The organism is Priestia sp. J2 (genome assembly GCF_020790095.1).
GTDB classification, from domain to species: Bacteria; Bacillota; Bacilli; order Bacillales; family Bacillaceae_H; genus Priestia; species Priestia zanthoxyli.
This window is the reverse complement of record NZ_CP086208.1, coordinates 3,190,790-3,214,932: the sequence shown is the minus strand read 5'-3', so window position 1 is coordinate 3,214,932 and position 24,143 is coordinate 3,190,790. Positions and strand designations below refer to the sequence as shown.

Genomic DNA, 24,143 nt, shown 5'->3' with positions numbered 1-24,143 from the left:
CGTGCGCATTCTAGAAAAAGAATGCACGCGTTCTCTCATAATATCCCTAAAGAGGTAAACATCATGAATACAGTAGACGCTAAAATTATTAAAACCCAATACGGTTCAGAAGTTTATGTAGACGATGCAGAGCATATTAACTTTAAAAGCCTTCATGCGCCGAAAGTTAACCAGCCGCTCTATCGCATTGAATTTGAAATTGGCTACTTTTTATTAAAAGAACACAGATATTACGAATACGAAAAAAACTATTTTTGGCTTGCAGTAAGCGAAGATTTTAGTAAGCTAATTATTCAAGAACCTGATATGGAAAGTTTATTTGGAGCTAAAAGCGAAGACGAAAGAACGGCAACAAAAGAGCTTTTAAGTCATTGGCTCATTCATACCGAGGCTTATAAAAAGCAATTAAACCAGCATATTAATGACTGTAAAAAAACTAATGAAACAAATGAGGGCATAACGGCTATTTTAGAAAAGTTGCTGCATATTTCAGCAGCAGACATTGAACAAGCCCCAATCGAGAAATTAGCTGCTTCACGAGCAGTTTAACTTGAAAAATAGGTAACTATTCATAGCTCTAATAGGTAAAAGATGCTTCGTTTAAAACCCGAAGCATCTTTTTTTCATTCTTTATAAAGAGGGCGTTATCTTTAGAATACTCTTTCAGGAGGCGCTTTCTCAATGATTAAAGACATCTATGTTACGTTTTTGGACTTAAGACAAGCAAATTCAACTATGTAACTTTACGAAAAGAGCCTTAGGAAAATAAAGGGTAGCAATAAAAATGACAATATTGTCGTTTTTATTGACGAATTAATCGGAGAAGGGTACATTATATTAAAACGACATAGTTGTCGTTTTAATATAAGGAGGCTGAAATGATGCTTATTACGATGTTAACAACAGGAACTCGAGGAGACACCCAGCCTTTTATGGCTTTAGGATTAGAGTTAAAAAAGAAAGGATACCGTGTACGAATTGCCGCTTCAGAAGCTTACCAAAACTTCATAGAATCGTACGGGTTTGAATATGCCATGCTTCGAGGAGATGTTTCTAAAATTATAGAGAGCGGAGCAGCAGACGACGCAATTAATGCAGACAATCCTCTCAAATTTTTTTCAAGCTTAAAAAATGAAAAGATGATGGGTATGATGATTAATATACAAGAAGATTTGCACAAAGCATGCAAAGGAGCCGATGCAATTGTATATCATCCAGGTGCGGCAATTGGTTACTTTGCTGCTAAAGAGATGAATATACCAAGTATCTTAGCCAGCCCTTTTCCAATGACACCAACAAAAGACTATCCAGCTTTAATTTTTTATGATCGACCACGATTTGGAAAAATATACAATAAGCTGACGCATCGCATTTTTGAATGGGGATTTTGGAAAGTAGTAAGTGGTCCTTTAAAAAAATATTGGGTTCAGCAGCATGGAGAAGGACCTGAAGATTTTTTATGTCCGTACCCAAAGCAGCGTACAGCAGCTAACCCAACTATTATTTCATCAAGTCCCGCCGTATTTTCCGTATCTAAAGATTGGCCTGAACACGTTCATTCCTACGGAAATTGGTTTATGGACAGTGACCATAGCTATGAGCCGGAAGAGAAGCTGGAAAGATTTTTAAAGAATGGAGAACCGCCGGTTTATATTGGATTTGGAAGTATTGGGGATAAAAAAAACGCAGGCGAAACGACTGCTTTAGTGATTAAAGCCTTAAAACTTGCCGGGAAACGAGGTATCATCAATATAGGAGGAAGTGGAATGAATCATACGAGGGAGATAACAGAAGACATTTTATTTGTAAAAGATATCCCTCATGAGTGGCTGTTTCCTAAAATGTCTGCCGTTGTTCATCATGGAGGAGCGGGAACAACAGCCGAAGGCCTTCGAGCTGGCGTTCCAAGTGTTATTATTCCTTATGGAAATGACCAATTCGCTTGGGGAAGAAAAATTTATGAGCTGGGAGCTGGAGCAAAAGCCATTCCTAGAAAAGAATTGACGGCTGAAAAATTATCCGCAGCTATTTCCTATACGCAAGTTAATGAAATTCAATCCAAAGCACAAGAAATCGGAAAACAAATCCGAGCTGAGCAAGGAGCCGAAAAAGCAGCTCAGGTGATTATTAATACACTCGAGACATTCGGGAATAAATAAACAGTAAGCGAGCGTGAAAAAAATGCCAAAAGTAAGGGAAGGATACGCTGAAAAAAAGAAGCAAGAGATTTTAGAAGCAGCCAAAAGAGTATGCAAGAGCAAACCGGTGCATGATGTAGCCATGCGAGATATCGTTTTGGAAGCTGGAATGAGTCAAGGAGGCGTGTACAAATATTTTTCAAACCTTGATGAAGTATTTGTCGGACTTCTTAATCAAGAAAGCGTCAGCTATAAAGTAAAAGATAAAATTGAAGCCCTGCTTCAGACAAAGAAAGACTCCTTTGAAATGCTGCATGATTTCATTATGTATATTGGAGAGCATATCCAGGAATCAATGACAGCAGGAGGAGAAATTTACTTTGAACTAGTAGCATTGTATTCAAAAGACCCTCAGCGTTTTATGAAAATTGAAAATCAGCTAGTTGAAGTATCAAACCTTAAATATATTCAAAAAAAGCTTCACGACTTTATTACGGAACAAATAGAAGTAAAGAATTTCTCTCCGGCTGTACCAACAGATGATCTGCTAGCTTTTATGGCTACAACGATTAATGGAATTACACAAAATCCAGCGCCGGTTTACAACGTCGATGAACAGAAACAAGTTGCAGAAGAGGCAAACGTAGAACGTCATATCAATACGCTGTCAGTAGCTGTCCGAAAGCTGTTAGGTGAATAAGTACAGCTGCAATCTTGAAATGTTCCTTATCGTATGGCTAGCAGCGGTAAGTATAGTGAGAAAAAAGGTACTCACTTCTTCGTCTCCTTTGAATAGTTTTGCAAAAATTAAGCATAATACGACTGCAAACTATATTTAAGGAGATGGAAAAAATGAAAAAAGGGCTTATCATTGCTTCTTCAGTTCTTTTTCTTTCAGGCTTAGCTGCATGTGGAGGAAATAAAGACAACAACGCAATGGACAATACTCAAAATGACTTACGCAACACTTCTACAAACGACGGGGTTGATAACAATATTCCAATGGATAATACTGATCAGCCGACCAAGTCAGTTGAAGCAGCGCAAAATGTAGAAGATATGAAGGAAGTTGACGATGCGTATGTGCTTCGCGATAATAATAATGCCTATGTAACGGTAGACTTAGCGGGAAATGACGCAGCGGACAACAGCGATAACGGCAAGGTGAACACCGTAACGTATAACGGCGATACTTATCATGAAGTTTCAACTGATTTTGAACAAAAAATTGCGGACCGTGTGAGAGAAGCAGATAGTAAAATTGACAAAGTATACGTGGCGTTTGTCAACACGGGTTTAGACAATATGAATAACAACAATAACGTACCTGGTGTAGATAAAAATGACAACATCTATAAAGATGATGAAAAAGACAACAACCGTGATCCAGAAGATATTGTAGAAGATCCAAAAGATATGATGGACCGTAACAACAAAGATCAATAACATCAAAAAGGCCTCTGAATCACCAGAGGCCTTTGGTTCATTAACTAAGTTCAAGTAAAGAAATAAAAATCGGAAGAACACAGCAAGAAACGGCTGAAATAAAATCAAGCTCGTTCTGTTTTTTTGCAGAAAGCGTGAACTCCATCAAAATAATTGTCAGGATACTCATGAAAAGCGTTGCATAAAAAAGAAAATCGCGCTGACTTTCCACTAAAAACAACACCGCATTTAAAATCAAAATAACGGCATAAAGAAACTTAAGCAGCACGTGAAGCTGCATGCTGAATTTATTCTCTTGTTTGTAGCGCAAGATATAGACAAAAAAGAAAATAAATAAAGTTAATTGCCATGAGGCAGGAAGTAACTGCTGCCATAGATTGTCCAAGAAACTCATTCCTCCTATAAAACGATGATGCATATATGTATAACATACATTTTTATTTTAAAAGTGAATAGTATCTTTAGGCAAGAACAATTCTTCCTTTTTTATTCTTTTTCTTATACAGGCTCTCAACATAAAAAAAGAACGGTCGCAATGACCATTCTTTTTACTTCACTTCAATTAAAACCTTCGTACCGTCTGGAAACTCATCTACTTGATGTGAAATCCAAGACCCGGCGCCTCGGTTGTCTGAAGGCTTTACATATTCAATATCTGCACCGCTTCCGCCTTCTTCACAAAAGGCCATCGGAAACTCATCTCGGTCATAGCCGCTTTTAGTCGGAATGCCTTTTAAAGACTCACGGCGGTTTTCTTCAGCACCGTCTCGATCGATTGTACAAACAGCCGATTTTCCTTTATCGATTGCATGTTGAATGTGCGCTGCAGTTTCAGGGTAACGATCAGCAGGGAAGGTAATGACTTCATCGTAGGAGGTATTCGTTGAAGAGTTCTGCTCTAACGGATTTCCTTCAATCATAACAATAACGGCTATTACTAAAATTAAAATACCAGAAACAATTTTTTTCAACCTGTAAAACTCCTTTATAAAACGTTTATCACTCTTATTGTAAAGTAATAAGAAAAAAATGTAAAAACATATAATGGAACTAGCTAGAATTCATAAGACAAACATAAGCTCACGTTCAGCTGATGAACGTGAGCTTATGTCTAATGATGAGAGTGGTGATGATGCGTTTCGTTTTCAGCTGGCTGCAGTGAATGTAACTCTTCTTTTGATAATTTGCCTACTGCGACTTGCTGAGTAGGCAGGATGTGCTCACCGCGAGCATTAATATCGGTTTTAATATAGTAAATACCATCCTCTTTAAAGGCTGCTTTTGCTTTATACATACTGCCGTCATAATGTGCCTTTGCTGTTTCAACTTTACCGGGAGCATCTTTTTTCCACACGTTAAACTGAACGCTTTTGGCGTCATTCACCGTTTTGTTTTCTTGCATGACATGGACTTCTAACACCTGTGTGCTCTGTGGCTCTATATTTTCAGGAAGCATCACATGCGCTGACAGAGGCTTTTGCTGCTTGTAGAGCTGGTCTGCGTCACTGTTTACAGAGCACGCGGAAAGCACAAGCGTACTGAGTATGACCAATCCGGACATTTTCCATTTATTCATTGTTACTGCACCTCACATCGTTTCATCAATCATGCGTTTAAAAATCGCTTCAATGCTGGAATTCGTTTGATAACAAAAAAATCTAAAAGCCACACGATAATCAAAGACAGTCCGACTAAAGGAAAGAGGATACCAAACACGACGATTATACACGTCATGATGCGCATTGCATTTCCTTCAGGAACTTTAGGAGCCCCCATGTTTTTAGCTGGTTTTCTCTTCCACCACAGTAAGGCTCCGCTGATAGCGATACCAGCAACTCCGATACAAATAATAAGGCCCATAAGCTGGTTGATAAATCCAAACTGTGTGCCTTTATGAAGCGTAATACCAAGCGCAATCAATTTGCCCATAAATCCATAGTTGTCATACCGATAATCCGCTAACACAGCTCCGGTGTATTGATCAAGGTGAATGGTGGCTTCATCCTGAGCTCTTGGTGAAAAAACGGAGAGCGTATACACACCTTGAGCGTCTTGCGGAATAGAAATGGTATAGCCGTCGTGCATATGCTGTTCTTTTGCAATACCTACAATGTCATCAAGCGATACTTTTGTATATTGCGAAGCTGTGGAGCTTGGCACTTCTAACGTTTCAGCTCCCCAAGGCACGTCCGCAACATCTTTTGTTTGCACGGTTGAAGTAGGAGCACTTCCTACCCAAATAGACGGAGGGTACCCAACACCTGCGTTTGTGGCGACTTGCTGAAACGCATTGCCCCACAGTCCTGACCACGGAAGTCCTGTTAGTACGAGAAAAAGCATCCCCGCTGAAATCCAAAAGGCCGGTACTGCATGAAGGTCACGTATCAGTACATTTTTACCTTTTGAAAACCGAGGAATCAGCACGCCTTTTATTTTGTCTTTTTTGCGCGGCCACCATAAAAAAGCGCCGGTTACAATTAAGACAATTGCCCAGCAGGCCGCAAGTTCTACGATACGATCACCTGCTGTTCCTGCCATCAGCTCTCCGTGAAATTCTTCAATTTGATTCATTAAGCGACTGGAATCATCTACTTTTCCTATGATGTGACCATTGTGAGGGTTAACAAAAATCGTATATGTATGGTCTTTTAATGAAATTCCTACTTCTGAAGAACGAGTAGAGCGCTCACTGGGCTTATACGTCAACACATCAGCGTCTGGATACTTTTCCTTTACAGCCTGTACTTGTGCTGAAGGGGATACGGACTGTGATTGAGCTTGTACATGATACAAGTCGTGGTACAGTCTTTCTTCAATTTGAGGCTTGAATAAATACATCCCGCCAGTAACAGCTAATATAAGAAGAAACGGAGTAAACACTAAACCTGCATAAAAATGCCAGCGCCATATGGCTTTGTATAGACCTTGAGAACGCGCCGTGCTCTTTTTCGTTGTACTCGCTGATTCTTCGCGCTTTTCCTGCATCGTTTTTTCCTCCTTTTTACTAACTAACGTGCTTTTATTATAGAAGGAAAGGGAGAATTAGCCATCACCCCTGAGAGTGATTGTTGGGACTTATAAAGGGAGGGCATGGATAAAAAAAGCATCTGCTTCACGTAGAAAGGGCAGATGCTTTTTCGTTTATTCCTTTTTCTTTTCATAATAAGGACCTAGACGGTCAATACGATTTGTCCAAATTCCACCTGAATAATTAGCTGGAAGGCGTTTTATGTCTTTGGCAGAATCAAATCCTGTGGAAAATTCGCTTCCGTTTCCGCCTACAATAATCGTCCGGGTATTGCTGTGATCCATTCGATTTAAAAAGCGATTTGGCCATCCCCACAGAAAAGGTCCGATCTTTTCAGGTATATGCAGTTCAGTGTTTTCGCATGCTTTAGGCACGTATCCGGTCCACCCGGTTGCTATATACGGAATAAGACAAGATTTCATCGTTGCTTTTGACATAACTTTTAGATTGGGCATCGCTTTTTTCAGCGAATCAATCGGTTCGTCTCCTCCGTACACAGTGATGTTTGTTAAGCGTTTTTTAGAGAGCTGTGACAAGTACTTTGCTAGTTTTTTTCCTTCTTCAGGATCATTGCTTTTTACGTGAATAAGAAAAGATTGGTGCGGAAAGTATTTCATTACTTCGTCTAGAGAAGGCATAAGGTTAACTCCTTTGCCGCGAAAAGGATGTGTTTTTCCTCCGTCTGCCGTGTAGCCGTACCCAATATCAAGCTTCTTTAATTCCGCCATGGTGTAATCTCGTGTTACGCCCGTTCCGTTTGTCCGGCAATCGAGCGTCCAATCATGGAACACAGCAAACTGATTGTCTTTTGTAATGTGAACGTCAAGCTCGACTATGTCAGCACCGTCTTTAAAGGCTTCGTTTATAGAAGGAATTGTATTTTCTATAAACGAATGCTTAGGTTTGTAGATGCGTTCCGCTGTACACGTGTCGTTTTGAAGGCCTTTTATATTAAACGTTTGAGCTACACCTCTATGAGCAAGAAGGAGAGGCTGTCCGCTTCTTTTTGTCAATAAAGAGCTATTGTTTATGTATACAAAAACAGCGGTTCCTATCAAAATAAACCATACAGATTTTCGTTTGAAAAGCGCTCTCAAAAATTTCATAGCATCCCCCAAGTAGTTGTTTAATTTTAATGCTTACTTCTAAAAAAATCCTATAAGAATCGGCTTTGACTTTCAATATCCCGATGCTAATAATTCTATGATAGTTTTCAGATAATTTATGGAAAAATAGAATGTTTTACATCTACCAAGACACAAAAAAACAGCTCGTAAAAGCTGTTAGTTCATTAAGCCATTTTGAAACGCATAGCTTGTCAGCTGCACGCGGTTTTCTAAATGAAGCTTGCTTAAAATATTTTTCAAATGGCTTTTTACCGTGTGTTCAGAAATAAATAACTGCGCCGAGATATCGCGGTTTGACAGTCCTTTAGCCACTAATTGAAGCACTTCAAGCTCCCGTGCAGACAGGGGAGTGTCTGGCTTTGTAATCGATGTTTCCTGCGGAAACTCTTTTAAAATTTGAAACGCAATTTCTTTTGACATAGGAACTTCATCTAAAGCGAACGCACGCAAATAGTCGTACCACACTTCAGACTGCAGGTTTTTTAACAAATAGCCCTGGGCTCCTTTTTTCAACGCATCAAACAAATCCGTAATATCGTCTGAAACCGTGATGACCACGATTTTAACATACGGAAACTGAAGCTTAATTTGTTTTGTCGCTTCTAATCCATTCATCACGGGCATTTTAATATCCATTAGCACAATGTCAGGCATTAATTTTTCGGTTAGTTCGATTGCTTCCTGCCCGTTGGTTCCTTCGCCAACAATCATAAAATCTTCATATTCTTCTAAAATATCGCGAATGCCTTCTCTTGCGTGAGCGTGATCATCTACAATCAAAATACGAAACGGCTGCATTTACGTAACCTCCTTTTTAATACTAACAATGGTCTGGTTCTGTTTTCGTTGAATGGAAAAGTCCCAGTTCATATCTTTGGCACGATCTTTCATAATTTGCAGACCAAGACCGGCCTTAAGAGATTCAGAGGTGAAACCTATACCGAAATCTGTAATTTCACAAATCCATCCGCCTGCCGTTTCACCGGCTGTAATCCAGATTTTATTTGTTTTTGCATGTTTAATGACGTTCATAGCAGCTTCTTTCACACAGGCAAACAGCTCATTTTTTTCTTTTCTCGAAAGCGTTGTTTCTGACAGTCTCCAATCTAAATTGATATCTAGTAAATGAGTATGTGTTAAATCATCGACGTATTGATGAATGCTTTCAGTCCAGCTTTCTGAAGAGTCTGAAGGAGAGTGCTTTAAATTTGTAATCGCTTGGCGCGTATCGTCATGAACATGCTGCAGAGTTTGCTTCATTCGGATAAAATCAGGATCCTGCTCTAAGTTGTTTTTTCTTCCGAACTTGTTCATTTTAACAGATAGGAGAAACAGCGACTGCGCAATGCCGTCATGCAGTTCACGAGCTAATTTTTCACGCTCAATAAGCGCAGCTTTCTTTTCTTTTTCTTGCCTTAGTTCTTCTTGTATTTTTTCTAAAATAGAAAATAAATAGCGGACAAACACAAGCGTTACAAAAAAGACAAGCAGCGGAGAAAGAACATTTCCCATGTCCATTGAGATGTAAGGAAGCAAAAAGGCATGGCGAACATACTCCCAAAGTGCGATGGTCAGAGTTGGAAGAAGCAAAATCAGCCATTTAATTTGTCTATATTTCACGGTATCCCTTCTTTCATCCATAAAATGTGTCTATATTTTATCATTTGAGCGGAAAATTACTAGAGGAAAGAAGAGAAATCACTCTTAGGGGTGAGTGGATAAAGTTAATAAAGAAAATCTTATCTGCAATATCATACAAGAAAAATTCTCGAGTCAATGGTATGGTTAAAAAGCTTAAGATGTGACAAGGAGTGATTTATTAATGGCAAAAGAAATTCGGACAGCGCACGTTGACGCTGATTTACATATTGAAGCTTATCGTTTTAAAGGAATTATGCAAAAGTTTCCTGCTCATTTTCACGAGTATTATGTGATTGGATTTATTGAAGAAGGTCAGCGTCATTTAATTTGCCAAGGCAAAGAATACATCATTAATCCAGGCGATTTGCTGCTGTTTAATCCGTATGATGTCCATAGCTGTGAACAAATAGACGGCAAAACGCTTGATTATCGCTGTATTAACGTGACGCCAGACGCGATGAAAAAAGCTGTTTTTGACATTAACGGAAGTGAAAGTCTTCCGCGTTTTAACAGCAATGTGGTACAAAGAAGTGAGGCTGTCTCTAGTTTAAAAGAGCTTCATTTACAAATTTTAAATGGTGAACATGAGTTTAAGAAAGAAGAGTTATTTTTATGTTTGCTAGAAGAGCTCATGCACGATCATTCAAACCTTTCCTTTTTTTCGTCAGCTGCTGACACGTCTGATGAAATCAAAACAATCTGCAGCTATTTGGAAGACAACTATACAAACAAGATCACGCTGGATGAATTAAGTAAGCTAATTGGATGGAGCAAATACCGGCTGCTGCGCTCTTTTACAAAGCAAAAAGGAATCTCTCCATACAGCTACTTAGAAACAGTTCGAATCAATCAGGCTAAAAAGCTTCTAGAACAGGGACAAAAACCGATTGACGTCTCCTTTTTAACTGGATTCAGTGATCAAAGTCATTTGACTCGATTTTTTAAAAGTCAGGTGGGGCTAACGCCAAAACAATACATGAAAATCTTTGAAAGTGAAAAGAAAACAGAATGCTAGCAATAGCTTAAAAAGGAGAGAAGAACTGTGGATCATTTAGCTGCTTATATGCTGATGGCGCTGGTTATGTCAATGATACCTGGTGCTGATACGATTCTTATCATGAAAAATACGCTTCATCACGGAGCAAAAGCAGGACGTTTTACCATACTCGGCATGGCTACAGGCCTCACGTTTTGGACGTTAATTGCTGTGCTTGGCTTGTCTGTTGCTATCGCGCAGTCGGTGTATCTGTTCAACACCATTAAATATATAGGTGCCGCGTATTTATTTTACTTAGGTATCAGGGTATTTCTGACAAAAAATACGCTCTCATTGGAGCACATTTCAGAAGAAGAAAAAGCTGTTAAGCCTTCATCTAATCACGCCTATAAAGAATCATACATACAGGGAGCTCTTAGTAATTTTCTTAATCCTAAAACGGTATTGGTTTATATTACATTCATGCCACAGTTTATCAACTTGGATGCTCACACGAATCAGCAGCTGCTTATGCTTGGTTTTATTCTTACACTCATAGCGGTAGGTTGGTTTTTAATCTTAGTGTATGTAGTAGATTACGTGAAAAAATGGCTTAAAAAACCGATGTTTCAAAAAGCTTTTCAGAGATGCAGCGGAGTGCTGCTGATTGGTTTTGGAATAAGAACAATCGTGTAATAGTAGCTAGTAAGCAAAAAAGAGGCTGGGATAAAAATATGTTAGTTGAAGGAAGATCCGAATGAGTTTGATTCTTGATGGAGAATCAAACTCGTTCGGATTTTTTTATTAGTATGGTGAACATAGCCTTCATATATTTATTCAGTTATTTCTAGCTGTTGATTGGAGGGCAAGGCGAAGACTCCTGCGGGAAAAGCGGAACAGGTGAGACCCCGCAGAAGCGCAAGCGACGAGGAGGCTCACCGGCCGCCCGCGGAAAGCGAAGCCATGCACGGAAATCAACAGCAGTGTAACAAGCCACCGATACTAGTTCATGTATTCAATTTTATCGTCTTTAAATTGTATTGATTTAGCTATGTCTCAATCTCTTTTCTTAACGTTTAAAAACACGTAAACGAAACAATTTGTCGTGTATCGACACCGAAAATGGTCCAAAAACGTCCGTTCCATCTAAATCCTGCAACCGATCGCGGTCCTACAAAAATAGGGAAGTACCAGAAGCTAGAGCCGTTTCTAAGCCATATGAACGTATTGCGGAATAGACAAAGAGAAATGGCTCCTGGGTCAACAGCAAATGGAGTTGCCGTTTGCTGAGCTGGAATAAATGCCGGCGGGGGGGAAGTTGGAGCTTGCTGCGGGTCAGGTGTAGGTAAACCGCCTGGTGGTCTAGGTGGACCGGGCGGGAGTTGAGGTCCAGGAAATCGTGCTGGGTAAAAATAAAAATCCATGTAATTAATGTCCATTTTTTAAGCACCTCTATTTTCTTAATCACTATTTTATAAAGTATGAGAAAGCTGCCTAAAGGGATTGGGCAACTATAGCGTTTTTTACATAGGTCTTTTTTATGAAGAAAAGTTTGGTTCTTAAGTCGGGAATGAATTCCTTCATGAACACGATAAAAACTGAATAGGATAAAACAGAGTGTGTTTTTAGAGGAGGACTTTTCATGGATAACAATCCAAAAAAGATGTTTACACCGGTTAAGACCTATCAACCTTTCCACAGTATCTATGATCCGTGCCGGCCGATAGGAGTTAAATATTATTCTACGCCGCCTCAGTTATACATGGGATTTCAGCCCGCGAATCTGCAGCAGTTTTCACCGAAAGAAGCGCTAAAAAAAGGAACGCTGTGGCCGGCTTTTTGGGACTACTATGAAAATCCATACAAAGATAAGAAGAGGGATGAAGAATGAAAAAACTACCTCCGGAGTACTATCAGGATTTAGAAGAAATACAGGCGATTGATTTTGCACTTGTAGAATTAACGCTGTATTTAGATACCCATCCAAATGACCAGCAGGCTATGCAGCAGTTTAACGAATACGCGCAGCAGGCTATGCAGTTAAAAAGAAACTTTGAAACAAAGTACGGGCCGCTCCAGCAGTATGGAAACAGCTATACCGACGGGAAGTGGAGCTGGGGAACAAGCCCTTGGCCATGGCAAATATAAGCAGATAAAGGCGGGAACTATATGTGGGTGTATGAAAAGAAATTGCAGTATCCAGTTAAAGTAAGTACGTGTAATCCAACGCTTGCCAAATATTTAATGGAACAGTACGGGGGAGCGGACGGAGAGCTTGCAGCTGCACTTCGTTATTTGAATCAGCGCTATACCATTCCCGATAAAGTTGTTGGACTGCTAAACGATATCGGGACAGAAGAGTTTGCTCATCTTGAAATGATTGCGACGATGATTTATAAGCTAACAAAAGATGCAACGCCGGAGCAGCTGAAGGCAGCTGGATTGACAGAACACTATGTAAACCATGATAGTGCACTTTATTACAATAATGCTGCTGGCGTTCCGTTTACCGCTACGTATATACAGGCAAAAGGAGATCCGATTGCAGATCTTTATGAAGACATAGCAGCAGAAGAAAAAGCAAGAGCTACATATCAATGGTTAATTGATATATCAGATGACCCTGATTTAAACGACAGCTTACGATTTTTACGAGAAAGAGAGATTGTACATTCACAGCGGTTCCGTGAGGCCGTGGAGATTTTAAAAGATGACAGAGACAGGAAGAAAATCTTTTAATGAGCAAAAGGAACATCCCTCTTAGTAAAGAAGGGATGTTTTTTATTATGGCAGCGTTGATTATGCGCTAGAACTGCAGTGACAAGAAACAACCTTTAATGTTCCTTCAACATCTTTCCAAATTCGCGTATAGCAGTATTCTCCTCCAATGGCTTCACCGGTTGCCAGCGACCCATTTAACGCTACTTTTGTAACGGTAACGGCAAGTTCTTGAAACAGTTTAATTTCTTGTTCCAACACTTCGATGCCCGCTATATCAAGACTTTTTGAACGATGAGCATTTGTATCTTGCTCTTTTGACAACCATTGCCCAAAGTGATTCACAAAAATAAGCTCATCTGAAAGTAATTCTTCTAATAACTCTACGTTATTAGAAAGCATGGCTGAGCGAAGCATTTCTTCGTATTCTATCACTCTTGCTTGGTCCATTTTTAATCCTCCTTTACGCCTTGTGTAACTCTTTTCTATTTCCACCTTACTTTTCCTTTAAACTTCTTCCTTTAATAGATTGTGTTAAATTATGTTAATCAAGGGGATAAGTGGACTAATTTTCTGTAAGCATAAAATATTCTGAAAGACTCCATTATTTACCTTTAAATGGTATAAAATTAGAGTGAAAGAACCTTTTCTTTCCACTTGTCTAGTTATCTTTTTACTATTAAGAAGCAGTTTTTTATACTTGTAATTGTAGCGGAATGAACGTTCATTCCGTTTTTGGAAAGAGGTGATAAAGTGGAATCTACTCCAACAAAACAAAAAGCGATTTTTTCTGCTTCGCTTCTGCTGTTTGCAGAAAGAGGATTTGATGCAACCACGATGCCAATGATTGCAGAAAATGCCAAAGTAGGAGCAGGAACAATTTATCGCTACTTTAAAAATAAAGAAAGCCTTGTAAACGAACTGTTTCAGCAGCATGTAAACGAGTTTTTACAGTGTATTGAAAGCGGCCTGGCTAACGAAAGAGAAGGATATCGAGATGGATTTCATCATATCTTTGAAGGTATGGTGACATTCACTAAAAATCATCCTCGTGCGCTTGGCTTTATTAAAACTCATAGTCAAGGAGCTTTTTTAACAGAAGAGAGTCGCTTAGCCTATCAAAAGCTGGTGGAATTTGTTTGCACGTTCTTCAGAGAAGGACAAAAGCAAGGCATTATTAGAAACCTTCCTGAAAATGCGCTCATTGCTATTTTATTTGGAAGCTTTATGGAAGTATATGAAATGATTGAAAATGACTATTTATCTTTAACTGATGAACTTCTTGCCGGCGTAGAAGAGAGTCTGTGGGCAGCACTTAGCAGACAATCATGAAACTTAACAAGTGAAAGAGGGATAACATGACAATTAAAGAAATGCCTCAGCCAAAAACATTTGGAGAGCTTAAAAACTTACCGTTATTAAACACAGATAAACCGATTCAAACGCTGATGAAAATTGCAGATGAATTAGGGGAAATCTTTAAATTTGAAGCGCCTGGACGTGTGACGCGCTACTTATCAAGTCAGCGTCTAATTAAAGAAGCATGCGATGAATCCCGCTTTGATAAAAACTTAAGTCAAGCGCTTAAATTTGTGCGTGATTTTGCAGGAGACGGTTTATTTACAAGCTGGACGCACGAAAAAAACTGGAAAAAAGCGCATAATATCTTACTTCCAAGCTTCAGTCAGCAAGCGATGAAAGGCTATCACGCGATGATGGTCGATATCGCCGTGCAGCTTATTCAAAAGTGGGAGCGTCTAAATGCAGATGAGCATATTGAAGTACCGGAAGATATGACGCGCTTAACGCTTGATACAATCGGTCTTTGCGGCTTTAATTACCGCTTTAACAGCTTTTATCGCGATCAGCCGCACCCGTTTATTACAAGCATGGTCCGTGCACTGGACGAAGCGATGAACAAGCTGCAGCGAGCAAATCCGGATGACCCTGCCTACGATGAAAATAAGCGTCAGTTTCAAGAAGATATTAAGGTAATGAACGATTTAGTAGATAAAATTATCGCAGATCGCAAGGCAAGCGGTGAACAAAGCGATGATTTATTAACGCATATGCTAAACGGAAAAGACCCAGAAACAGGTGAGCCGCTTGATGATGAAAATATTCGCTATCAAATTATTACGTTCTTAATTGCGGGACACGAAACAACAAGTGGTCTTTTATCATTTGCGCTGTATTTCTTAGTGAAAAATCCACATGTATTACAAAAAGCAGCAGCAGAAGCAGCAAGAGTTTTAGTAGATCCTGTTCCAAGCTATAAACAAGTGAAACAGCTTAAATACGTCGGCATGGTCTTAAACGAAGCGCTGCGCTTATGGCCGACAGCTCCTGCATTTTCTCTATATGCAAAAGAGGATACGGTGCTTGGAGGAGAATATCCGTTAGAAAAAGGCGATGAACTGATGGTTCTGATTCCTCAGCTTCACCGTGATAAAACGATTTGGGGAGACGATGTGGAAGAGTTCCGCCCAGAGCGTTTTGAAAATCCAAGCGCGATTCCGCAACATGCGTTTAAACCGTTTGGAAACGGTCAGCGTGCGTGTATCGGTCAGCAGTTCGCTCTTCATGAAGCAACGCTTGTACTTGGTATGATGCTAAAACATTTTGATTTTGAAGATCATACAAACTACGAGATGGATATTAAAGAAACTTTAACGTTAAAACCTGAAGGCTTTGTTGTAAAAGCAAAATCAAAAAAAATTCCGCTTGGTGGCATTCCTTCACCTAGCACGGAACAGCCTGCTAAAAAAGCACGCAAAAAGGTAGAGAACGCTCATAATACGCCGCTGCTTGTGTTATACGGTTCAAATATGGGAACAGCTGAAGGAACGGCGAGGGATTTAGCAGATATTGCGATGAGCAAAGGATTCGCACCTCAGGTTGCAACGCTGGATTCCCATGCAGGAAATCTTCCGCGTGAAGGAGCTGTTTTAATTGTAACGGCTTCTTATAACGGACATCCGCCTGATAACGCAAAGCAGTTTGTCGACTGGTTAGACCAAGCGTCTGCTGATGAAGTCAAAGGCGTTCGCTACTCCGTATTTGGATGCGGCGATAAAAACTGGGCTACTACGTATCAAAAGGTGCCTGCTTTTATCGATGAAACGCTTGCAGCTAAAGGGGCAGAAAACATAGCTGAACGCGGCGAAGCAGATGCAAGCGACGACTTTGAAGGCACATACGAAGAATGGCGTGAACATATGTGGAGTGACGTAGCAGCTTACTTTAACCTCGACATAGAAAACAGTGAAGATAATAAATCTACGCTTTCACTTCAATTTGTCGACAGCGCTGCGGACATGCCGCTTGCGAAAATGCACGGTGCTTTTTCGGCGAACGTTGTAGCAAGCAAAGAACTACAAAAACCAGGCAGTGAACGAAGCACGCGTCATCTTGAAATTGAGCTTCCAAAAGAAGTTTCTTATCAAGAAGGAGATCATTTAGGTATTATTCCTCGCAACTATGAAGGAATAGTAAATCGTGTAACGACAAGGTTCGGTCTAGATGCATCACAGCAAATCCGTTTGGAAGCTGAAGAAGAAAAATTAGCGCATTTGCCACTCGGTAAAACCGTATCAGTAGAAGAGCTTCTGCAATATGTGGAGATTCAAGATCCTGTTACGCGCACACAGCTTCGCGCAATGGCTGCTAAAACGGTCTGCCCGCCGCATAAAGTGGAGCTTGAAGCCTTGCTTGAAAAGCAAGCGTATAAAGAAAAGGTGCTGGCAAAACGCTTAACAATGCTTGAACTGCTTGAAAAATATCCGGCGTGTGAAATGGAATTCAGCGAATTTATCGCTCTTCTTCCAAGCATGCGTCCGCGCTATTACTCCATTTCTTCATCACCTCGTGTCGATGGAAAACAAGCAAGCATCACGGTTAGCGTCGTCTCAGGAGAAGCGTGGAGCGGATATGGAGAATATAAAGGAATTGCGTCGAACTATCTTGCTGAGCTGCAAGAAGGAGATACAATTACGTGCTTTGTTTCCACACCGCAGTCAGGCTTTACGCTGCCAAAAGATCCTGAAACACCGATTATCATGGTCGGACCAGGAACAGGCGTCGCGCCGTTTAGAGGCTTTGTGCAGGCTCGCAAGCAGTTAAAAGAACAAGGACAGTCGCTTGGAGAAGCGCATTTATACTTTGGCTGCCGTTCACCTCATGAAGACTATCTGTATCAAGAAGAGCTTGAAAACGCACAAAATGAAGATGTCATTACGCTTCATACCGCTTTTTCACGCGTACCAAATCAGCCGAAAACATACGTTCAGCACGTTATGGAACAAGACGGCACGAAATTGATTGAACTTCTTGATCAAGGAGCGCACTTCTATATTTGCGGAGACGGAAGCCAAATGGCACCTGACGTTGAAGCAACGCTTATTAAAAGCTATGCTGATGTTCATGAAGTAAGTGAAGCAGATGCTCGCTTATGGCTGCAGCAGCTAGAAGAAAAGGGCCGATTCGCAAAAGACGTGTGGGCTGGGTAAATAAAAAATAACCTCCGCTAAATAGCGGAGGTTATTTTTTATAGCCAGATTGAGACATGACTAAACCCACCTCATTTATAGCGCCTTAGCGTTTCTTCTGCGTGACAGCAAATTTTTTCAATTAGCTCCTTAGGTTCTTCAATTAAAGCATGAGCACCTAAGGTATAGAAAAAAGAAGCCATGTAGTTTAATTCATTTCCATCAGTTATCGTACCGATATAGCCGCACCCGTCTTCCGTTACCTTCACGTGATTTTCAAGCCACGGAACGCCTTTACACTGACGAACGCCTTCGTGCGTCAAGGTTACTTTTAACGAAATCGGCTGTGAGTTTACCGGTTCTGTTTCAAGCCATTCTTTTAACGTAAGAGACATCTTTTCGTCTTTTTCTAAAACTTTTAACGAGTGAATACGATCTGCTCGAAACAATAATACTTTTTGCTTATCGCAGGAATAAGCGGGGCAGTACCACAAGCCGTTATGAGCATAAATGCCAAGGGGTTTGACTTCTTTTCTTGTTTGACCCGTCTTTGAATCATAAAGAAATTCAATATATTTTCCTGTAAGGCTTGCTTCTAGCAGCTCTTTTAAATAAGGAGTGTCTAAGTTTCTTTTAGGATTCCAAAACGCAATATGAGCACTTATTTTATCTACTTTTTTCTTCGTTTCTTCAGACAGGTACACATAAAATTTTTGAAGAGCCGCATGAATTTCTGCATCAAACGGAAGGTCATGATAATACTGCAGAGCTTGATAAGCAAAAAAGATCGAAATAGCTTCTTGTTCCGTAAACAAGATAGGAGGGAGAATACGGTTTTTTAACACTCTGTAACCACCGCTCCGTCCTTTTTCACTGTAAAGAGGCAGTCCTAATTCACTTAAGTCCAGCAAATAGCGCTGAACGGTCCGTACAGAAAGGCCAAATTCCTCCGCTAGTTCTTTTGCCGTAAACGTTCTTTTTGTATTAATAAACATAAGCATATCAACAAGCCGTCTAGACTTAGCCATTTATTTTCACCTTTTTCTTTTAATATGACAAAAAGTGTCGTATTAAGATGATATCATACAGAAACAGTAAAGTTGAAAGGAGAAAAGGGAATGAAGAAAAAAATCGTCGTATATATTGCCGCAAGCTTAGACGGGTATATCGCAAGAGAAAACGGAGAGATTGACTGGCTAGAAAGCGTAGAAGGAGAGGGGGACAACGGCTACGAAGCGTTTTATCAAACGTGTGATGCGGTCGTTATGGGAAAGGCTACGTACGATCACGTGCTGAAGCTCACACCCGAGTTTCCGTATCTCGATAAAAAGTGCTACGTGTTTAGCCGCTCAGCTCAAGGAAAAGATCAGTATGTTGAGTTTATAAACGAAAGCGTGGCGTCATTTCTCAACAATCTCAATCAAGATACGAAAAAAATATGGCTGGTGGGAGGTGCTGATATTCTCGCTGATTTCTTAAAAGCAAACAGGGTGGATGAATTTATTATATCGGTTATTCCCGTTTTGCTTGGAGCTGGTATTCCATTGTTTAAGCCAGGAATTCCAGAAATGAACTTCAAGCTCACTAATATGAAGCAGTACGGACAAATTGCTCAGCTGTATTACAAAAGAGGATAAGCCTTTTGCGGAGCATTCAATTACTGTTATTTTAGGGACAGTGACATCAAGACCGGCTTTTTTTCATAGTATATTTTTGGGGTGAAAAAATGCCAAGAGTAAATTATCGAGATTCAGACGTTGCTTTAATGGCAAGGATGATGAGAGCAGAAGCTGAAGGCGAAGGAAAACAAGGCATGCTGTATGTTGGAAATGTCATTGTAAATCGCCTTAAAGCAAACTGTTTAGATTTCAAGAATTTAAGATCCGTTCCGCAAGTTATTTATCAGGTGCAGGGAGGCAACTATTCGTTCGAGGCTGTTCAAAAAGGAAATGTATTTTATCAACGAGCAAGAGGTGTTGAAAAAAGGTTAGCCAAAAAGAATTTGGATTATTGGAGAGAACACCCGGGGAAATATGCACTGTGGTACTTTAATCCATCCGCTCCATGCCCTCCAACATGGTACGGTCAACCCGCTTCTGGTCAATACAAAAATCATTGCTACTATGAGCCAAAGCCTGGAACATGCGCTAGCGTTTATAACGGGTAGATAGCTTAGAAGATATGCTGCGCTTTGAAAGTCTGGCCTCAAATCCAAACCGTTAGCTGCAGGTGACAAGGTAATTCTTCTTCATATAATAAGAGAAAGCCCTCTTTTCATAAAGAGGGCTTTTGCTAATTGGTGCATGTCTCATTTTGCTTCAAATTTTATGTTTTTACCAGCAGCAAATTCGGATTGATCCTTCGCTTTTGTATCCTTTACCACCCAGGACGTCTTTACCTTAGCTGCTGCTAAAATATCTTTGATTTGCTTATCGGTTAAGCCTTTCGTATAAAGGACAAATTCCCTTGTATAGATGTTTTTGTTTTCTTGCTCTTCATCTGCACCGCTGCCAAACCAATATCTTGTTTGCTGATCGTCTTTCATGTTATTAAAAGCTTCTTTATAGTTAGGTAGCTTAACTTGAATATCCGACAGGTAGTTCGTACCGCGTAAAGTAAGAGTCATATGTACTTTGTGAAAATCTTTTTTAGAAGGGCCTGTTAACCCTGATGTTCCAACTTCACTAAATTCTTTTTTCGTCAGCGGTTTAACTGTAGTAGAAACAGAAACTTTTGGATCTGAATTATTTGTCACAACGTCTTCGGTACTGCAGGCACTTAAAATGAACAGCGTTAAAAGAGCATAAATTGCTCCCATCACTTTTTTCTTCATGCTCGTTCTCCTTTGTCATTAATAGATAATGGTATTCATTCGCCATGTTCATTATCTTTACCTTTATTTGTCACAACGTCATGATTAATGAAGAAAAGTATAGAAACATTAAAAAGAGAAATGCCGAGGCATTTCTCTTTTTGTTCTATGAGTCTGGATTAAGCGAAGTATGCGTATACTCCGGCATACGCTCTTCTTTTTCCGTTAGTTGAGTATCGGGGCTTTGCTGCTCTTGTGAAACAGGAGACAGCGTGGATTTTTGTTCATGATTCATGTTTGTCATTCCTCCTTCTATGAAGTGAGCTGTTAATCAAGTTTATACGTTTACTAATCTTGCTATTAATTTACGTTACATTGTAAAAAATATACAAATAAAACGTGCATAAATGTAAAAATAGTATAAAATACCATGATTATTTTTGTTTAGATACGGGTAGAGTTAAGTACATTACTTTTATCCATTGATGATTGAAAACACATACATAAAAAACAAAGGGAGTGGAGAAAGATGAGAAAAGAAGAGCAGCCTGTATTATCTGATTTTATTGAAAAGGACCAATTTGAGTTAAATTCATATTTAACCTCTTTACTTGAAACGACAAGTGAAAAGAAAGAAAATCAAAGTTGATGAGTTGAAAACATAAAGGGCTACTTTCCATGTGGGAAGTAGTTTTTTCATTTGTGAACTTGATATACTTATTGGACAAAGAGGTGAGAAAGATGAACCAAAAAGACGTGGTTTCGAAAAGTATTTTAACAAAAGCGACCGGCTTTTTGGCATCCGGTTATACTCATAGTTTAAATCCGTATGCTGGATGTACATTCTCCTGCAAATTTTGCTACGTGCGAGAACTGCCAATTCAGCGTTTTAAAGAAATGGAGTGGGGAACGTGGTTAGAGCTGAAAGTCAACGCAGCTGAAGTCTATCAAAAAGAAATACAAAAACTGCGAAAAAAAGAGCAGCCGGTGTGCATTTTTATGTCTTCAGCGACAGATCCCTATCAGCCGGCTGAGCGTAAAGCAGGCATCACTCGGGCTCTTTTAGAAACAATGATCAATCATCCGCCTGATTTTTTACTGATTCAAACAAGATCGCCGCTTGTGACGAGAGATATTGATTTGCTTTTACAGCTTCAAAAAGTATGTGACCTTCGCGTATCGATGACTATTGAAACAGACCGAGAAGATGTAAAACAAATTTTTTCTCCTTATGCTCCGGGGATGAAACTTCGTATGAATGCGTTAAAAAAAGTAAAAGAAAGCGGAATTTTAACGCAAGTAGCCATTGCTCCAATGCTTCCTTTCACGCCTGAATTTCCTGAGAAAATAGAAGGAATGATGGACCGGATTTGCATTGATACCTTGTACTTAGGAGACGGTTCCTTAGGGAAAACGTCTAAAAGGCTAGGGATGCCGGAACTATTTGATCAGCACGGTTTCCTAGACTGGTATGACAAAGACATTCATATCAAAGCCATTCGTTATTTTGAAAAATTTTATCCTTCTTCGATGATTTATCTTTCTCAAGAAGGGTTTGCGCCGTAAAAAAAGAAGGGCCTATATAGCCCTTCTTTTCTCCATATTAATTTTTATACGTATCAAACATGTTTGTGTCATCAGGCACGTTTTCTAAATAACTGATCTTCCCGTTTTTATCTAGCTTAGCAATATCTTTTCCTGTTTGAGTAAATACGCTGCCAGATGCACGTTTTCCGCATACTGCCCAAGGCGTTTCAAACATGTCCGTACCTTCAACTGCTTTCCAGCCTTCGAACATATGCTTAATATCAGCATTTTCTTTAAACACCATTTTCACAAACAGCTTCCAGTTTTCAATGCCTTGCTTTTCGTGGCCGTTTAAGACAAATACGATATCGTCTGAAAAAAGGCTCACCAATTCTTCAAATGCTTGTTCGCTTGTACGTGATTGATCGAATAAATCAAAATATCTATTTAAGTTTTCCATGATAATCTCCTTTGGGTGCTACAGCACCATTTTTTCTTCTACAGTTGCTTTTAGCATGTCCAGGTTTTCTTTTGGACATTTTTTATGAATTTCATTTGTAAGCGTGGCAATGGTTTGCCGTTTTAAAATGGACTGCCATGAAGATTCGGCTTCTTCCATTAAATCGGATAATAAGCAAATATCTTTGTCTTTTAAATTAAGCATATCGTGAAAAATACCGCTTGATGAATAAAGAGACTGCTTGCCTTCAATGGCTACGTATACGTCATAGATTCGAATTTCTTCCGGCGTTTTCTTTAAGCGAAATCCACCTTTGCTACCAGGAACGGAAGCAAGTAAATCAGCGCTAACCAGCTTGCGAAGAAGCTTTTGAAAATACGTAGGCGAGCCCCCAAGCTGAGTGCTGATAACATCTCCTGGCAGCACAGCTTTTTCAGGTAAAAACGTAAGCAGCAAAATGGCATACACCGATTGCTCAACGCCTGTTTTCATATGCAAAAACATCATCTCCTGCTATATGTGTACAATGTGGATAATATTTATCCACGTTTAGGTTATCATACCGCTTATGAAGCAAAAAGTAAAGCAGTTACTTAATATACACGCGATATTCGTGTATACTGTGAAAGAAGCAGCAACAAAATACGGAGATGAGAGAATGACAACTATTGCAGATATCGCTCGGCTTGCAGGAGTAGCAAAAAGCACTGTATCCCGCTACCTTAACGGAGGGTCTGTGAGCGATGCGACGAAACGAAAAATTGAAGGAATTATTAAAGAAACAAACTATAGCCCAAATGCTTTTGCTCAAAGCTTAAAAGCAAAAAAAACAAATATCATCGGTGTCATTGTTCCGCGCATGGGTTCTTTTGCGACTTCCCGCACATTAGATGGTATTGACCAAGAACTTAGAGACCACCACTATCAAATGATTGTTTCCAATTCTAATCAAGATTTAGAAAGAGAAATTGAAAATATTTATACGCTGGCTAAGCAGAAGGTAGCCGGTATTATTTTGCTTGCCGTTCAGATTACAAAAGCTCATTTGGAAGCGTTCCGTACGATTTCAATTCCCGTTTTGCTAATTGGACAGGAGCATAAAGAAGTTCACAGTTTAATTCACCAAGATTACGAGGCTGCATGCGACATTGGAAGGTACATAGGGGAAAAAGGGCATAAAAAAATCGCTTTTTTAGGCGTAACTGAAAAGGACATAGCTGTAGGTGTAAAGAGAAAAGAAGGGGTAAAGCAAGGTCTTAAAGACAGCGACTGCGAGATCCGCTGTTATGAAACAAGCTTTAACATGAGCGATGCAATCGGAGCAGCTACGGCAGTGATGAAAGAATTTAACCCGTCCATGATTGTATGTGCGACCGATAACATTGCGCTTGGTACGTTAAAGGCCGCTTATTTAAACGGACTGCGCGTTCCTGAAGATGTATCCATTACCGGCTTTGGAGGCTATGAAATTACAGGTGTGATTCATCCGAGCTTAACAACCGTAAAATATTACTATAAAGAAGCGGGCCAAATGGGAGCACAGCGAATTATCAAGCTAGTTAACGGCGAAGAAGTCGAAAAGCTTACACTTTCGAACTATGAATTGATTGAAAGAGAAAGCGTTGACAATCGTTTTACATAAAAAATGATTGACAGAATGTAGGAGATGCTATAGTATAAATGGTGTAAATACAAACAAATAATTGAACGTATCTCCTAAAGGGGAGTAGCTTTAACAGCAAAGTCGTCATTACAGAGATTATCTCTCGGCTTTGTTGGCGAC

Annotated in this window: 30 protein-coding genes; 16 read left to right on the top strand and 14 right to left on the bottom strand. The window is 39.8% G+C overall.

What is annotated here, in order from left to right; all coding sequences use genetic code 11:
• Window positions 1-63: 63 nt before the first annotated feature.
• From LJY09_RS16430 to LJY09_RS16415, 4 genes are all read left to right on the top strand, one after another.
• Entirely contained in the window at window positions 64-549 is a 486-nt protein-coding gene (locus LJY09_RS16430) for a hypothetical protein (protein ID WP_108674790.1), read from the top strand.
• 332 nt (window positions 550-881) lie between these two features.
• Window positions 882-2,159, top strand: coding sequence for a glycosyltransferase (locus LJY09_RS16425; RefSeq protein ID WP_099000380.1), 1,278 nt, complete (start codon window positions 882-884; stop codon window positions 2,157-2,159).
• A 22-nt stretch (window positions 2,160-2,181) separates the two neighbouring features.
• Window positions 2,182-2,838 (top strand): TetR/AcrR family transcriptional regulator, encoded by a 657-nt coding sequence (locus LJY09_RS16420; RefSeq protein WP_028414499.1) that lies wholly within the window; start codon window positions 2,182-2,184, stop codon window positions 2,836-2,838.
• Between the two features lie 152 nt (window positions 2,839-2,990).
• A complete protein-coding gene (locus LJY09_RS16415) occupies window positions 2,991-3,584 on the top strand; it encodes a hypothetical protein (protein ID WP_228307331.1) in 594 nt (197 codons plus the stop codon).
• 40 nt (window positions 3,585-3,624) lie between these two features.
• Here LJY09_RS16415 and LJY09_RS16410 read toward each other — a convergent pair whose 3' ends face one another.
• The 7 genes from LJY09_RS16410 to LJY09_RS16380 form a co-directional block, all read right to left on the bottom strand.
• Window positions 3,625-3,978, bottom strand: coding sequence for a DUF1516 family protein (locus tag LJY09_RS16410; protein WP_223272376.1), 354 nt, complete (start codon window positions 3,976-3,978; stop codon window positions 3,625-3,627).
• A gap of 154 nt (window positions 3,979-4,132) precedes the next feature.
• On the bottom strand, window positions 4,133-4,555 hold the full coding sequence (locus LJY09_RS16405; protein ID WP_098112357.1) for a NucA/NucB deoxyribonuclease domain-containing protein: 423 nt from the start codon (window positions 4,553-4,555) through the stop codon (window positions 4,133-4,135).
• Between the two features lie 140 nt (window positions 4,556-4,695).
• Complete coding sequence (locus tag LJY09_RS16400) at window positions 4,696-5,160, bottom strand: FixH family protein (protein WP_228307330.1); 465 nt, start codon at window positions 5,158-5,160, stop codon at window positions 4,696-4,698.
• 29 nt (window positions 5,161-5,189) lie between these two features.
• The gene (locus LJY09_RS16395; protein ID WP_228307329.1) at window positions 5,190-6,569 is read right to left on the bottom strand and encodes a PepSY-associated TM helix domain-containing protein; all 1,380 of its coding nucleotides are present in this window, start codon (window positions 6,567-6,569) and stop codon (window positions 5,190-5,192) included.
• 156 nt (window positions 6,570-6,725) lie between these two features.
• Window positions 6,726-7,718, bottom strand: coding sequence for a glycerophosphodiester phosphodiesterase family protein (locus tag LJY09_RS16390; RefSeq protein WP_228307328.1), 993 nt, complete (start codon window positions 7,716-7,718; stop codon window positions 6,726-6,728).
• Between the two features lie 177 nt (window positions 7,719-7,895).
• Window positions 7,896-8,537, bottom strand: coding sequence for a response regulator (locus LJY09_RS16385; protein ID WP_033580507.1), 642 nt, complete (start codon window positions 8,535-8,537; stop codon window positions 7,896-7,898).
• Window positions 8,538-9,359, bottom strand: a complete 822-nt coding sequence (locus LJY09_RS16380) for a sensor histidine kinase (protein ID WP_098112354.1) — start codon at window positions 9,357-9,359, stop codon at window positions 8,538-8,540. It abuts the gene before it with no gap.
• A gap of 202 nt (window positions 9,360-9,561) precedes the next feature.
• On the opposite strand from LJY09_RS16380, the gene LJY09_RS16375 reads away from it, so the two are divergent.
• From LJY09_RS16375 to LJY09_RS27690, 3 genes are all read left to right on the top strand, one after another.
• The gene (locus LJY09_RS16375) at window positions 9,562-10,395 is read left to right on the top strand and encodes an AraC family ligand binding domain-containing protein (protein WP_165636480.1); all 834 of its coding nucleotides are present in this window, start codon (window positions 9,562-9,564) and stop codon (window positions 10,393-10,395) included.
• A 27-nt stretch (window positions 10,396-10,422) separates the two neighbouring features.
• On the top strand, window positions 10,423-11,052 hold the full coding sequence (locus LJY09_RS16370) for a LysE family translocator (protein ID WP_098112352.1): 630 nt from the start codon (window positions 10,423-10,425) through the stop codon (window positions 11,050-11,052).
• 158 nt (window positions 11,053-11,210) lie between these two features.
• Window positions 11,211-11,345: a hypothetical protein gene (locus LJY09_RS27690; protein WP_260503752.1), complete on the top strand. Its 135-nt coding sequence runs from the start codon at window positions 11,211-11,213 to the stop codon at window positions 11,343-11,345.
• Window positions 11,346-11,432: 87 nt separating this feature from the next.
• On the opposite strand, the gene LJY09_RS16365 is transcribed toward LJY09_RS27690, so the two are convergent.
• Window positions 11,433-11,795, bottom strand: coding sequence for a hypothetical protein (locus tag LJY09_RS16365; RefSeq protein ID WP_033580509.1), 363 nt, complete (start codon window positions 11,793-11,795; stop codon window positions 11,433-11,435).
• Window positions 11,796-11,998: 203 nt separating this feature from the next.
• Between LJY09_RS16365 and LJY09_RS16360 the strand changes: the two genes are divergently transcribed.
• The 3 genes from LJY09_RS16360 to cotJC are packed head-to-tail and all read left to right on the top strand — an operon-like array spanning window position 11,999 to window position 13,095.
• Window positions 11,999-12,247: a spore coat associated protein CotJA gene (locus tag LJY09_RS16360; RefSeq protein ID WP_033580510.1), complete on the top strand. Its 249-nt coding sequence runs from the start codon at window positions 11,999-12,001 to the stop codon at window positions 12,245-12,247.
• A complete protein-coding gene (locus tag LJY09_RS16355) occupies window positions 12,244-12,504 on the top strand; it encodes a spore coat protein CotJB (protein ID WP_025751042.1) in 261 nt (86 codons plus the stop codon). Before LJY09_RS16360 ends, LJY09_RS16355 begins: the two co-directional genes overlap by 4 nt.
• Before the next feature lie 21 nt (window positions 12,505-12,525).
• Window positions 12,526-13,095, top strand: coding sequence for a spore coat protein CotJC (cotJC, locus tag LJY09_RS16350; protein ID WP_025751043.1), 570 nt, complete (start codon window positions 12,526-12,528; stop codon window positions 13,093-13,095).
• 60 nt (window positions 13,096-13,155) lie between these two features.
• Here cotJC and LJY09_RS16345 read toward each other — a convergent pair whose 3' ends face one another.
• Window positions 13,156-13,524, bottom strand: coding sequence for a nuclear transport factor 2 family protein (locus LJY09_RS16345; RefSeq protein ID WP_228307327.1), 369 nt, complete (start codon window positions 13,522-13,524; stop codon window positions 13,156-13,158).
• Between the two features lie 303 nt (window positions 13,525-13,827).
• Here LJY09_RS16345 and LJY09_RS16340 point away from each other — a divergent pair, with 303 nt between their 5' ends.
• Window positions 13,828-14,406 carry a TetR/AcrR family transcriptional regulator gene (locus LJY09_RS16340; protein ID WP_028414486.1) on the top strand — a complete coding sequence of 193 codons (579 nt, stop codon included), beginning with the start codon at window positions 13,828-13,830 and terminating at the stop codon, window positions 14,404-14,406.
• A gap of 26 nt (window positions 14,407-14,432) precedes the next feature.
• Window positions 14,433-17,582: a bifunctional cytochrome P450/NADPH--P450 reductase gene (locus tag LJY09_RS16335; protein WP_323134959.1), complete on the top strand. Its 3,150-nt coding sequence runs from the start codon at window positions 14,433-14,435 to the stop codon at window positions 17,580-17,582.
• Window positions 17,583-17,653: 71 nt separating this feature from the next.
• On the opposite strand, the gene LJY09_RS16330 is transcribed toward LJY09_RS16335, so the two are convergent.
• Complete coding sequence (locus tag LJY09_RS16330; protein ID WP_228307326.1) at window positions 17,654-18,589, bottom strand: helix-turn-helix transcriptional regulator; 936 nt, start codon at window positions 18,587-18,589, stop codon at window positions 17,654-17,656.
• A 90-nt stretch (window positions 18,590-18,679) separates the two neighbouring features.
• On the opposite strand from LJY09_RS16330, the gene LJY09_RS16325 reads away from it, so the two are divergent.
• Entirely contained in the window at window positions 18,680-19,198 is a 519-nt protein-coding gene (locus LJY09_RS16325) for a dihydrofolate reductase family protein (protein WP_028414483.1), read from the top strand.
• A gap of 89 nt (window positions 19,199-19,287) precedes the next feature.
• A complete protein-coding gene (locus LJY09_RS16320; protein WP_013083968.1) occupies window positions 19,288-19,728 on the top strand; it encodes a cell wall hydrolase in 441 nt (146 codons plus the stop codon).
• A 141-nt stretch (window positions 19,729-19,869) separates the two neighbouring features.
• Here LJY09_RS16320 and LJY09_RS16315 read toward each other — a convergent pair whose 3' ends face one another.
• Window positions 19,870-20,394, bottom strand: coding sequence for a hypothetical protein (locus LJY09_RS16315; protein WP_028414482.1), 525 nt, complete (start codon window positions 20,392-20,394; stop codon window positions 19,870-19,872).
• 145 nt (window positions 20,395-20,539) lie between these two features.
• The gene (locus LJY09_RS27685) at window positions 20,540-20,668 is read right to left on the bottom strand and encodes a hypothetical protein (RefSeq protein ID WP_255219776.1); all 129 of its coding nucleotides are present in this window, start codon (window positions 20,666-20,668) and stop codon (window positions 20,540-20,542) included.
• A 446-nt stretch (window positions 20,669-21,114) separates the two neighbouring features.
• Here LJY09_RS27685 and LJY09_RS16310 point away from each other — a divergent pair, with 446 nt between their 5' ends.
• Window positions 21,115-21,939: an SPL family radical SAM protein gene (locus tag LJY09_RS16310; RefSeq protein WP_028414481.1), complete on the top strand. Its 825-nt coding sequence runs from the start codon at window positions 21,115-21,117 to the stop codon at window positions 21,937-21,939.
• 37 nt (window positions 21,940-21,976) lie between these two features.
• Here the strand turns inward: LJY09_RS16310 and LJY09_RS16305 are convergent, their stop codons facing one another.
• Together LJY09_RS16305 and LJY09_RS16300 are read right to left on the bottom strand one after the other, a co-directional pair.
• Window positions 21,977-22,360, bottom strand: coding sequence for a nuclear transport factor 2 family protein (locus LJY09_RS16305; protein WP_028414480.1), 384 nt, complete (start codon window positions 22,358-22,360; stop codon window positions 21,977-21,979).
• 18 nt (window positions 22,361-22,378) lie between these two features.
• A complete protein-coding gene (locus LJY09_RS16300; RefSeq protein WP_013057917.1) occupies window positions 22,379-22,858 on the bottom strand; it encodes an RrF2 family transcriptional regulator in 480 nt (159 codons plus the stop codon).
• A gap of 160 nt (window positions 22,859-23,018) precedes the next feature.
• Here LJY09_RS16300 and LJY09_RS16295 point away from each other — a divergent pair, with 160 nt between their 5' ends.
• The gene (locus LJY09_RS16295) at window positions 23,019-24,002 is read left to right on the top strand and encodes a LacI family DNA-binding transcriptional regulator (protein ID WP_028414479.1); all 984 of its coding nucleotides are present in this window, start codon (window positions 23,019-23,021) and stop codon (window positions 24,000-24,002) included.
• The last annotated feature ends 141 nt before the right edge of the window (window positions 24,003-24,143 follow it).